Raw genomic sequence first — 12834 nt, forward strand, 5'->3', positions numbered from 1 at the left:
ACATCTGCTGAGAAAAACTTATCGCTTATTTATTTTTAGTCGTTCCTACTGCCAGCACCTGAAATGTACCCGGCAATATCCTGGCTCTTCCTCTGCTGTCTTTTTCTGTCGCACTAAAATCAGCTGTCGGAAGATATAAATGATGGGTGGAGCTATCCAATGCTATCGTACGTGCCCCTTTCTTTGTTTCAATATTTGGTAATTGAGCATATTGACGGGCATTGTCCTGATGAATAACAGAGATATTTCCTTCACCGTTGGAGGTATAAATAGTATTGCTTTTTGCATCAAATACAACACCATCACAATGATCTCCGATAGGTAGTTTTTTAATAAGTTTTCCTGTATTGGCATCCAGGATTACCAACATTTTATCACATGTACTGAACAATCTGTTATTTTTTATATCTATTGCCAACCCGGACGGTCCTTCTTCATGATCCAGTCCCCAATGAAATAATACGGTAAAAGTTTTAGCATCAATAACCACTATTTCATTTTTATCTTCAATATTTACAAATATTCTGCCTTTACCATCGCTCACTGCAGTTTCAGGTTTTCCGTCAACATTAATAGTTTTTATAACCGTGTTGGTCTTAGGATCAATTATACTTAAGTCATTGCTTTTCCCATTACAGACCACTATATTTTTTGAAAATGTCTCATAAAATACAGCATCAGGATTTTTCCCCACCTGGATTTCATTGGTTACCTTGTGGGTTTCGGTATCAATTACTTTCACCTTATCCAGCTTTCCACAGGAAATATACCCTTTATTGGTGTTGGGAACGAAGGCAATTCCATGAACCCCATTTGTTTCTTCAATTTCGGCAACAGGAGCTCCCGTCATTTTATCAATAATATTAACGCGGCTGCCATGGCTTACATATAATTGATTGTTTTGAGGATTTAAAGATAAATAGTCCCATCCGCTGTCATCACCACCGATATTAAAGGTATCAATAACTTTCATAGGAGAAGCTTTCTGTCCATAAACATTGAATGAAAATGCAAGGGAAATGGCGAGTACTGAAATAAGTTTTGTATTCATAATCTTATTTATATTTATTTAAATGAAAAAAATGATTAAAATTGTTTGATCAGGCCAATAGAAAATTGCTTATCACTATAGCCCGGAAATAGGTGAACCTGATTATTTTTATTTTTACCGATGTGAATCTTATCATAAAGCCAATAAGACAGAGTTGTAGAAAGGATACCAACACCGGCTCCCGCCGCAACATCGCCCAGCCAATGTTTATTATTGTACATTCTGAGAATTCCTGTTCCTGTAGCAACCACATAGCCTGCAACACCTATCCAGGGAGAGACATTCCAATATTCTCTACGAAGAAATTCTGCAGAAGCAAAAGCCAGCGCAGTGTGTCCGGAAGGAAAAGACTGATTGTTGCTGCCATCCGGTCTTTCCTGATGAGTCAATTTTTTAGTAGGAATTACAATAGCCGTAGAAATCCCGATTGACATTGCGTAAACGATCAATTCTTTTTTCACAGAGCTTTGGCCTTTTATTCCAAAAGCCTGAAGAGCAAATACCGCAGCGCCCGGTAAAAATTGGGTATAATTGTCAATACTGGTTCCGAAAGTAGGATGATCTTCCATAATCTCGTTTCGGGTATCAAAATTGATTTTCTTAAACCATTTAGTTTCTGTAGCCAGTACTCCGTAGGTAATTAATACACCTGGGATAATAAACTGCCTGGGTTTTAGCTTAAAAGGAGTCGGAGTAGACAGACTATCTCTAATAATACTGTTATAAGCCATAATCGCGGCACTGTCCTTTACCGGCTTATTGAGGCTGTCATTCTGAGCGGATATTGCGAAAGGCAATAGAAGGAAGATTAAAAATTTCATTCTTCTGTTTGTTTTAAATGGATTTTGTTTAATAAAGTCGGAAATACAATAAGTAAAAGCGGCAGCGCTACCAAAAACCCGCCAATCACAGCAATGGCTAGAGGCTGATGCATCTGAGCTCCTGTTCCGATCCCCAGTGCGAGGGGCATCAAAGCTATGATAGCTCCTAATGCAGTCATTAACTTGGGGCGGAGTCTTGTACTGATCGCATATATAATAGCCTGCTCTTTTGTTTTGGCAGCAAGGCTTTCATGAAATTGTAAGTAAGTGAAAATGGCATTTTCTCCAATGATCCCCACCATCATAATCAATCCTGTATAACTTCCTACGTTCAACGGCGTATTGGTAAGAAATAGCAGCAATATTCCCCCGGAAATCCCCAGCACGGAAATAAATAATATAAGAAAAGCAACCGTAATATTCCGGAATAAGAAAAGCATGACAGAAAATACAAGCAAACAGGAAATCCCCAAAATAATCAGAAGCTCCCGGAAGGATCGCTGTTGTTCTGCATAAGCACCACCATAGATCACAGAGTAACCTGCCGGAAGTTTTATTTTTTGGTCAATCTGCTTTTGAATTTCATTAATTGTTCCTCCAAGATCACCGTTATCAAGTCTGGCCGTTACAATGCCAAGGGTTTGCAGATCTTCTCTGTTTACTTCTGCAGAACCACTGGTAACAGCTACAGTTGCAAATTCACTTAAAGGCTTCAGAGTTCCGTTGGGCAAAGAAATCATACTGTTATTGATATCGTTGAGAGACTGATTGGTTTTACTATTATACAGCAATCTGATAGGGGTGAACTGCACCTGGTCAAAAATATTTCCGACAACATTTCCGTCAAGATTAGCCTGAAGCTGGCTCTGGAAATCCGGTAATGCTATTTTATACTGAGCTAAAACAGGGAGTTTAGGAGTAATAATCATGGAAGGACCTGCGATGACAATTCCATCGAATACATCAGCGGTACCGTTTACCTTACCAACGATATCAGCTATTTTTTTTGAATAATTTTCAATAATTTTCTGATCAGTGCCAAAAACTTTAATTTCAATAGGCTGTACACTGCTCATCAGATCTCCCAGCATATCTGAAATGACCTGCCCGAAATCAACGGTTAAAGGAAGTCCCGACGCTTCTATTTTTGATCGGATCTCATCAGTGACTTCAGCTGTTGTTTTACTTCGGTCTTTTTTCAGCTGAATCAGATAATCCCCCGTGTTGGGTTCTGTAATAAAAAATCCCATTTGGGTTCCCGTTCTTCTACTGTAGGCAGCAACTTCCGGGTTTGCAACAATGATTTTCTCTACTATTTTTAGTTCCCGGTCAGTTTCTTCTAATGAAGTTCCGGGAGGAGACTTATAATCGAGTACAATACTTCCTTCATCCATTTCCGGTAAAAAACCTGTACTGATATTGGGTAAAATCAAAGCAGTAATAATGATCAGAAATAAGATAAATAGATAGCTGAATAAAGGCTTTCTGATGAAAAATCCAACCCATTTTCTTTCTTTTACATCGTGATGCTGCAGGTTTTTTTCTTTTGCCTTTCCCGAAGAAAGGAATAAATAGATGACGGGAAGCAAAACCCACGTAGCAAAGAAGGAACAGATCAAAGTAACGATCATCGTATCAGTCATCACTTTGAAATAGGCTCCTGCAACTCCGCTCATCAGGATGAAAGGTAAAAATATAACAATAGTACTTAAGGAAGAACCCACCATTGCCTTCAACAGATAATTGATTGCTTTCTGAACCAGTGTTTTGGACGATTCTTCCGGGTGTTCTTCGTGGGTACGATGTATTTGCTCCACAACGACAATGGCATCATCTATAATAAGTCCGATTGCAGCAGCAATAGCTCCCAGGGTCATAATATTGAAAGTCTGCCCGATGGCATATAAAACCAGCATCGTAAGACTTAAAGTAATTGGAATTGTAATTAATATAACGGCACTGGCTTTCCAGGAACGGAGGAAAATAATAGCGACAATAATTGCCAGCAAAAGACCTATCCATAAAGCATCTGTTACACTTTTGATAGAATCATTTACAAAGTCTGCCTGTACATAATAAGGTTTTAGTACCACATCTTTTGTGAGTGTCTTCTGCAAATCACTAATTTTAGCATTCATCGCGTTCGTAAGTTCCACTACATTGGCATTAGGCTGCTGAATGACAGCAATCAGGATACTTTCTTTACCATTGGCATTTACCTTAATATATTGTTTGGCATTGTGAATATTAATTTCAGCAATATCACCTAATAAAACAATACGGTTTCCATTATTGCTGACTACCAGGTTTTTCAGTTGACTTTCATTACGGATTTGTGCATCAGTAAGTGTGAGATACAGATATCTGAAGTCCGAAGAATATCCGTTTGATTTGATAAAATTGGTAGTATTAATGGCCTGTTCAACATTGGCTGAAGTAATGCCCAAACGGGCCATCATCTGCTGGTTCATCAATACCCGGAATTCTTTGTCCTGACCACCGATGACTCTTATTTCACTTACCCCGGGAACCTGAGAAAGAAAAGGTTTAATAGTATATAATGCCAGCTGTTTAAGAGCTATAGGATCTTTGGTGTCAGAATTCAAAGAATATCCTATTACCGGTAGAATAGAAGGACTCATCTTTTCTACGGTGATATTGGTTTCCGGTGGCAGTTGATTTCTGATTTCATTAATGCTGCTTTCTACCTGTTGTTTTGCCAGATCTACATTTACTTTCCAGGACATAAATGCCGAGATTTCACAACTTCCTCTGCTGGTTGTGCTTTTAAGAACCTGAAGGTCAGGAACTTTTTTAATAGCATTTTCCAATACTTTGGTTACTCCCACAGTCATTTGCCCTACAGGCTGTTGTCCTACATCTGCAATCACTTTTATTTTCGGAAAAGTAACCTGCGGAAATAAGGCAGACTGTATCTTGGTATAAGAATAAATGCCACCTGTAAGGATCAGAAAAATCAGGATCAAAAGGGGACTTCTGTAGGTTACAAAAAATGATTTTTTCATCTGATTAAGGAGTTTTAATTTTCACAGCAGCCGTATCATCGAGTCCGAAGTTTCCGGAAGTAATCACTCTGTCTTTTGTGGTAAGATTCCCTGATTTTATTTGAATAAACCGATCCGTTTCAATCCCTTTTTCCACAGGTGTTTTTACAGCGGTTGTATCATTGGTCATTTTCATCACCCAAAAAGATGATTGGGTTTCATCACTTAACACTGCCATTTTGGGTACTGATAATCCATATGCCGTTGATTTTGAAAAAGTAACCGTACCTATTAAATTTTCTGGAATACTATTGCTGTTTGGAACTTGAAGAAGTACTTTTACGGTCTGAGATATGGCATCCACTGAAGGCATTACTTTGGCAACTTTGGCCGGAAGGCTGTTTCCGTCAGGTAATTTTACAGATAAAGAGTTCTTATTTTTAATCAGCTGCAAATATTCATATGGAACGTCTACGACAAATCCGAAACTGGAAGCATCAGTAATCGTCGCAAGGATTTCACCATCCTGTACATAATCTCCGATTTGATGATTGAGCATCACCACATATCCTGTTGCTGGGCTCACAACGGTTGTTGTTCCGCTAAATCTAAATGACTTGTCCAACTGATTAATCGTATTGCCTAAAGCTCTTGCTTCTTTGGTCTGTAGCCCGAAAAGAACTGAGCCACGGCTTATTCTGTCTCCCAGTCTAACGGTCATATTGGTAATATACCCTGTGCTATTGGCTTTTGCATCGGACTTTAAAAGATAAGTTGCTGTTGCATTCAGGGTAATATCATTATTCAGCTGAATGGTATCAGAAGGATAGGCAACAGAAACTTCGGTTTTAGGCTTCGCTGCAGGTTTTGCTTCCTCTGAAGCACCAGGATCATTTTTCTTACAACTGAATGTAAGAATACTCACTAATATCAGGTAAAATAATTGTTTCATGACTATTGGATAATGAGATATTGCATCTGATTCTGTAAATTGAATAAGGTGGCGTTATACTGAATGATATTGCCTTTAAGATTCAGTAGATTATTAATTGACAAAATAAAATCCACCATTCTTACATCTCCCGTGGGAAGTTGTCTGGCATTGGCTTCTACCAGTGTCTTAGCATAATTAATCTGCTGAGTGGCCGTTCCTATCATTTTATAATATTGTTCCATCTGATTTTGTATTTGAAAAATTTGCTGTTGGTATTGTCTCTCCGTTTGCTCCAGATATTTTTGACGAGTCTGTAAAGCCAGCTGATTTTGCTGCAAAAGCATCTTTTTCTGATGCCCATCATATATCGGAATCGAAACACCTACACCGACGCCCAATCCGAAGTTTTTATAAGGGGTCTGGGTAAATGAAGATTGATAGCCTCCATCAGAAAATGCGGTAATCTTTGGTTTATAATTATACTTGATAATCTCACTGTCATTAGTGATTTTGAGACTGTCAGCTTTATAAGCCTGGGTATAAACACTTTCTTTAAAATCGGTAGGGATAGGTGTTTTGCTAATACTTGGAGTATCTAAAGCAGGAAAATGTGTATCTACAATACCACACAGATAGTTAAGCAGGGCATAATTGCTTTGCCAATCAGCTTGCTGTTGTTGCAGGGTAAGCTCGTTCTGCTGTAAGGTAACTTTAAAGGTTAGATAATCCGTTTGTTTGAAAACAGAAGATTGGGTTAATTTTTTTAGAATCACATCCTCCTGATTCAGTAAACTGATGATTTCCCGGCTTAGCTCATATCGTTGCTGACTGCTATAAGTAGCAATATACTGATCTGTAATCTGCTTATTTAAAGTCTGAATGGTAAGATGTTTCTGAGCCAGAATCTGGGCAATGCTTGCATCATATGCTTTTAACCTTGTATCAAGATTATTCCGGCTGATGAATTCTTTAACGACTCTTACTCCGGCGAATAGCGACTGTCCGTTTGTTAAGGCATTATCATATCCCCAACCTTTAATATTGGGCGAATATCCCGCGTTGGCTTCTCCAGTAATAATAAAACCATAGGTAGCTCTCAATTTCAGGCTGTCAATTTTATTGGAAATCACCTGATTATTATAGTCGTTGAGTAGGGGACTGTTGATCTGAGCCGTTTTAATGAAATAGGGAAGTGCATGCTCTGTTGTTTGTGCTTTCACAGAAAAACAGAGTATTAAGGTAGTCAGAACGATAAACCATCGGGTCAGATATGTGTAGGTTGTGTTCATACAAACTATTTCAAATTCTTAGTTCAAAGGTGGAACACAATTCTGTTTGAATTCTGAATTTTTAAAGCTCAGTTATTTTTTTACAAAAAAACCAGCTGTTTCCAGCCGGTTTCTTATCAATATTTCATTATTCTATGACGCTAGTCTTTTTGTATGGTCACAAAATTACCTTTAGCATCAAATAAGGCATCTCCTGATTTTACTTCAGCTTCATAGAGTACGGCCCCGTCTGCTTTTGTAATTTTTGCAGCTTCTTTTATCTTTCCTAATTTGTGTTGTGCAGTATATTGGGCAACAGATGCCGGAAGTTGATTGATTGGAATTTCTATTTCGCTCTCTTCCATCATACCGGTTTCAGAATACAATACACTCATTTTTTTCCCGTTTTGTTTAAAACCGGCTTCGTATTTTCCCGCTTCTTTTTCCCATTTGGCTTTGGTATTGGGATAATTTTTCTGAAATGCTTTTTCTACTGCTAAAGGAACTTTAACATTCTCTTTTTTTTCCTGTCCGGAAACTATCGTACTAAATCCTGTTGTGAATACTAAGATCAAAGTTGTTATTTTCATTGCTACACTTTTTTATTAATAGTGTAAAACTGATTAAACATTCTGTAGAGATCCTGAATTTTTCAGACTTAGTAAAAATTATTCGAAATAAATGCTGAATATATGTTGATGGTCAGCAAAGTTATATTGAATCTTATAGTGATACAGATCACATATTTTTTTGCTCATTTCAAGCCCAAGCCCAATACTATTGGTATTTTCTGATTGCTTTTTAAACCGTTGAAATAAATCTTTTTCATTGAGTTCTTTCGTTGCCGGATTGGCAATAATAAGTTTTTGCCGGGATATTTTCACAGAAACTGTATCTCCATTCGTTGAATGTCTTATGGCATTCGATAAGATATTTCCGATTAAAATATCAATAAGAATCGGGTTAGCGGTGACTTCAATTTCGCCATCCAACTGGGTTTTCCATTGAATATTTTTCTGCTGTGCAGGCTCTTCATACTGATTCAGTAATTTTTGGACAATACTTTTAACCTTTAACCTTTCGGTATCCGGAAACTGATTGTTTTCGATTTTAGTCAGTAATAACAGCGTACGATTGAGGCGTTGCATCTTGTTTCCGGCGATTGAAATTCCCTCTATTAATTCTGCCTGTTCCTCAGAGAGTGGGGTAGTCTGCATCAGCAATTCCAACTTACTCTGTATCACTGCAATAGGAGTCTGGAGCTCATGAGAGGCATTTTCAGTAAATTCTTTCTGGGTTTTATACAATTTTTGATTACGCTTTGTAAGATCTTTAATGGAGATTCCTAAATTTTTAAATTCTTCAATATGAGTCGGCATCAGTTGGTACTCATCATTGCTATCTACACGGTAAAGATTCAGCTTCTCAACGATATCATTAAAAGGTTTCCATAATTTTTTTGACAGCCGAAAATTAATAATCATTAAACCTATCAATAGAATAATTACCAAAACCAATTGCAGTATCAAAATGCTGTTAAGAAGATCTTCATCTTCAATCATAGATTTTTGAATCCTGATTTCATAGGCCTTTCCATTAACGATTGTATTGGAGAGCAAAATTCTATGCATAACCGTCTCATTATCATCAGGAATAAAAACAGGCTCATTATATATGGAATCAAAAACTTTGGGGTTGTGGGACGGACGCACCACAATACTGTTTTCAAAAGAAATAAAATTATCCGGTATTGTTGTTTTTAACTGCTTTTTAATCCACGTTTTCTGATGATTCATATTTTCATCAAGACTTTTCAGCATCAGATATTGCAGGGAAAAATAGAATACAGGAATTGCTATTAACAAAATAAATATGGCATAAATAACATAACGCCTTGATATGTAATTGATTAATTTCATTTAATATTCAAATTTATATCCCATTCCATATACAGATTTTAAATAGTCATTACAACCGGCAGCTGCAAGCTTCTTTTTCAGGTTTTTAATATGGGCATAGATGAAGTCATAATTATCATAAACATCAGCATTTTCCCCTGAAAGATGCTCTGCAATGGCCGTTTTAGAGAGAACTCTGTTTTTATTGATGGTAAAATAGAGGAGGAGGTCATATTCCTTTCGGGTAACATCAATGGATTGGTTATTAACGGTTACTGTCTTGGCTATCGTATCAATGGTTATTTCATGAAATACCAGAATATTCCCGCCATTAAATCTTCGACGTCGGATAACAGCGGCTATGCGTGCACTTAATTCTGATAAATGAAAAGGTTTCGGGATATAATCATCTGCGCCCAGCTGCAAACCGGCTATTTTATCATCTATAGAATCTTTAGCAGAGATGATAATGACACCGTCAGTTTTGTTGTCTTCTTTTAAAACTTTTAAAACATTCAGTCCGTTACCATCAGGCAATGAAATATCCAACAGAATACAGTCATAATCATAAGAATCTACCTTTTCAATGGCTGTATTAAAATTGGGAGCAACCTCACAAAGGTAATTTTCCTGCTTTAAATAGGTAACAATACTTTTGCTCAGTGCAGCTTCATCTTCAATAACCAATATTTTCATGCAATTATTTTAATTAAAAGTAAAATTAAAATCTGAATGAAAACTGAATTTTATAAATATATTTTATGGATCCTAATTTGTAAACATATTAAATATTTGCTTTCCAGATTTAATGATGAAGTAAAAAAGAATAATTTCACAAAATAGTGATATATGATAGTAGGTTGCGTAGTAAGAAATATCTTTTATCAAAGCATTTTAATACCTTTAAAACAATTTTATATGTGATTCTTGCAAAAACACTATATATTTACCCACCAATTTGGGTTATACTTAATTAAAGAATAAATATATATAAAGAACCTATGAAATCTACATTCACAGACCTGCAAAAAGAAGAATATGAAAGCCTAGTCATGAGATTGCGCAACGCAGGTGCCAAAAATCCGTCCAGTTGGGCTTCCAGCGAAGTCACTGAAGGAATACCACAGTTTGCCAGATTTCTCATCCTTAAGTCTCTATTTGACATCGCAAAATCTACAGACGACAATATCGCTATGGCCTCTGACTTTGATGATGAAGTAGAGGAAAAATATAACGTCATAAAAGATATCGTTGGAGAGGAAAAATTATTGAGTTTTCTAACTTCCTATTCTAAAGGTATTATTTACAATGTCATTGGACTGTTAGATGAAGGAAACCAGGAAGCTGACCGAGATAAAATAAGCTGGACACTGATGAAGACTGATGAAAATTTTGAATCTACAGGACAGATGATCCAAGGTCTTCATGAAGATTTTTTAGAGTTTGAAGATGAAGTAAAATAAAAAAAATTCTATGACAGAAAATTATATACAATATGCTGACGGCTACCAAAAAGACAATATTGATGAAAAGGATATAGTAAAAGCTATATCAGACATTCAATTAATGGATGAGGAGCATGGAGCATTTTGGGTTTCAGTTATAACCGATGATGAAAATGTAATTGAAGTAAATAAAGATTTATCACTTTTTGTAATTTTTAAAGGACAACAAACCCAATATCAAGCTAAGGATTGGAACGAAGTCAAAGAACTTTATAAGCTACTATTGATGGAAAAATTCGATGTGATAGCCGAGATAGTAAAATAAAAATGAATAAATCTCAAAAAACGATTTTATTGATCTTAAATTTAGATACTATCTTGCTAACGTGAGTACGCACATAAAACTAATAATGTATTTCCATCATGACAACATTTCCAGTAAAATTAGATTATAATTCTATTACGCTTTTAATTTCTATTATAGCATTGATAATTTCAATCATTGCTTTAGTTTATACGATTGTCTCCTATTTATTGAAACGTGGAAATAAGATTAGATGTGACATTTCAACAATGTCTACGATTGAGACTAATGAAAACTACATTTCTAGTATAACTTTAGAAAATTTAAAAGATAAAGCAACTGTAATCTTTGAGATTTATCTTAGAATAGGCTACAATAATTTTCTATTGATCGAAGAATTTAATGATGCACCATTGATTCTTAAACCATTTGAAGTTTATTTCAAAGAATACGATCCTATTTTATTTTACACAGTAAATATGGATAAAATGATTATCAATGAAAATCTGCATAATCCGAAAAGAAAAGTAATTCTTTCCACTACTGAAGGAAAATACATTGTAAAAACAAACACTAAACGTTGGAGTGTAGATAGTTTATTTTTCACTAATTACACAACTGCGGTAATACAACCTTGTAGATTAAGTTATAAAGACAAAAACTATGGATCTAACACATTATTTTTGTTGATTTTGAAGAATAATGGGCAAGAAGATTATGTCAAACCAATTCTCAAAAATGATTACAAAAGAAAAGTATTTGTAAAATTTGATCTGACTGAAGAATCAATTGATAATAAAGAAAATTTTGTTCATTTTATTCAGAGCCAAATTGATAGTGGTAATTTGAGTTATGATTCATTTGATGTACTTGACTTCGGAAAAAGAGTTGAAAGTATACGAGAAGAATACCATGAAGACATATCAATTCAACCCTTAAGCTATTTGAAATATTATATAAATGGACGGGTTATAACATTTATAGAAAATTTAAAAATAAGAAGAACTAATAATAGACGTCGACTGTAATATATAGTAATGTCTAAGAGAGAATTTTTTAAATACCTTACGTAAAATCGATAATTCCTATTCTAAAAATTGGGTTAGTCTCAAAAAACGATTAGTATCGGTTCAGTATGTAATTAAATTTAATCACAATAAATAAAATATGTACAATAATATCAGAATAGATTTAATAAGGAGTGAATGTAAAAATACAATCGAAAATTTGGAAGTATGGTTACGTAATCTAATCGACAATGAGTTACTAGAAAATTATGGTGATAATTATCTTGAATTTGTAAATGCTGATGGGTCTAGATTAATAAAAAATGAAATTGTCAAAGATGCTTCAGAAAGAAAGGCTAGCGATCCTGAAAGATATCCTAGAACTATTGATGCAATGTTACTAGATGACGAAATTAAAATTATTTGCAATCCAAATTTATTTAGAATATGTTTTAATAAAGCTTTGCAAGCTGCATATCCAAATGGGAATGATGTTGCAAGAAGCTTTTTAAATCAATTAATTCCTATCAGAAATAAACTATATCATAGTAATCCGATTTCCGTAAGAGAAGCAGAAAAAGTAATGTGCTATTCAAATGACGTTATAGATTCAATTAAACTTTACTATAAAATGAAAAATGTAGAAAAAAAATATAATGTGCCAACAATTATAAAAGTAACTGATTCATTAGGTAATATATTTTATTCTAGTCAAATTCAAAGAAACTCTACAGGTAGAGGCATTTGTGAAACCAGATTAAATGAAAATAATATTTTGTACGCAGGGGATAGAATAAGTATTGAAGTCGATGTTGACTCTAGTTTTGATAAAAATGATTACACCATTAACTGGATATTTGATAAAAAGGAAAGTTCAACATTTGAAGAAGATTTCAATAAGATAACCATTATTATTGAAAATCAACATGTCAGGACTGACTTTTGTATATATTGTGTAATTATCTCAAAAGAGGACTGGCATCGTTGTGGGGATGTGGATGATTCTGTTGGTATAATGTATGAAATTGCTCCAAGAAAATAGCTGATACAAAAACAGGCTTGGTTGGAATATATAATTTTTAATCTCAAAAAATGATACCA

Annotated in this window: 12 protein-coding genes; 4 read left to right on the top strand and 8 right to left on the bottom strand. The window is 35.0% G+C overall.

All coding sequences use genetic code 11. The features are described 5' to 3' along the window. Nucleotides 1–25: 25 nt before the first annotated feature. The 8 genes from EG342_RS18255 to EG342_RS18290 all read right to left on the bottom strand — a co-directional run bounded on the left by EG342_RS18255 (nt 26) and on the right by EG342_RS18290 (nt 9673). A complete protein-coding gene (locus tag EG342_RS18255) occupies nt 26–1051 on the bottom strand; it encodes a YncE family protein (protein ID WP_213083891.1) in 1026 nt (341 codons plus the stop codon). Nucleotides 1052–1086: 35 nt separating this feature from the next. After that, a complete protein-coding gene (locus EG342_RS18260; protein ID WP_103292376.1) occupies nt 1087–1872 on the bottom strand; it encodes a phosphatase PAP2 family protein in 786 nt (261 codons plus the stop codon). Beyond that, nucleotides 1869–4898 carry an efflux RND transporter permease subunit gene (locus tag EG342_RS18265; protein WP_103292375.1) on the bottom strand — a complete coding sequence of 1010 codons (3030 nt, stop codon included), beginning with the start codon at nt 4896–4898 and terminating at the stop codon, nt 1869–1871. The genes EG342_RS18260 and EG342_RS18265 overlap by 4 nt, the downstream gene beginning before the upstream one ends. Before the next feature lie 4 nt (nt 4899–4902). Further along, on the bottom strand, nt 4903–5829 hold the full coding sequence (locus EG342_RS18270; protein WP_103292374.1) for an efflux RND transporter periplasmic adaptor subunit: 927 nt from the start codon (nt 5827–5829) through the stop codon (nt 4903–4905). Between the two features lie 2 nt (nt 5830–5831). Beyond that, nucleotides 5832–7100 carry a TolC family protein gene (locus EG342_RS18275; RefSeq protein ID WP_103292373.1) on the bottom strand — a complete coding sequence of 423 codons (1269 nt, stop codon included), beginning with the start codon at nt 7098–7100 and terminating at the stop codon, nt 5832–5834. A 140-nt stretch (nt 7101–7240) separates the two neighbouring features. Continuing rightward, on the bottom strand, nt 7241–7669 hold the full coding sequence (locus EG342_RS18280; RefSeq protein ID WP_103292372.1) for a PepSY-like domain-containing protein: 429 nt from the start codon (nt 7667–7669) through the stop codon (nt 7241–7243). Nucleotides 7670–7747: 78 nt separating this feature from the next. Next, the gene (locus EG342_RS18285) at nt 7748–8998 is read right to left on the bottom strand and encodes a sensor histidine kinase (RefSeq protein ID WP_103292371.1); all 1251 of its coding nucleotides are present in this window, start codon (nt 8996–8998) and stop codon (nt 7748–7750) included. Next, a complete protein-coding gene (locus EG342_RS18290) occupies nt 8999–9673 on the bottom strand; it encodes a response regulator transcription factor (protein WP_103292370.1) in 675 nt (224 codons plus the stop codon). Between the two features lie 305 nt (nt 9674–9978). Here EG342_RS18290 and EG342_RS18295 point away from each other — a divergent pair, with 305 nt between their 5' ends. From EG342_RS18295 to EG342_RS18310, 4 genes are all read left to right on the top strand, one after another. Next, nucleotides 9979–10440: a hypothetical protein gene (locus tag EG342_RS18295; protein WP_103292369.1), complete on the top strand. Its 462-nt coding sequence runs from the start codon at nt 9979–9981 to the stop codon at nt 10438–10440. 10 nt (nt 10441–10450) lie between these two features. Next, nucleotides 10451–10747 carry a hypothetical protein gene (locus EG342_RS18300; RefSeq protein ID WP_103292368.1) on the top strand — a complete coding sequence of 99 codons (297 nt, stop codon included), beginning with the start codon at nt 10451–10453 and terminating at the stop codon, nt 10745–10747. A 98-nt stretch (nt 10748–10845) separates the two neighbouring features. Further along, a complete protein-coding gene (locus EG342_RS18305) occupies nt 10846–11754 on the top strand; it encodes a hypothetical protein (RefSeq protein ID WP_103292367.1) in 909 nt (302 codons plus the stop codon). Nucleotides 11755–11893: 139 nt separating this feature from the next. Beyond that, nucleotides 11894–12775 carry a hypothetical protein gene (locus EG342_RS18310; RefSeq protein ID WP_103292366.1) on the top strand — a complete coding sequence of 294 codons (882 nt, stop codon included), beginning with the start codon at nt 11894–11896 and terminating at the stop codon, nt 12773–12775. Nucleotides 12776–12834: the final 59 nt, after the last annotated feature.

The organism is Chryseobacterium lactis, from assembly GCF_003815875.1.
Taxonomy (GTDB): Bacteria; Bacteroidota; Bacteroidia; order Flavobacteriales; family Weeksellaceae; genus Chryseobacterium; species Chryseobacterium lactis.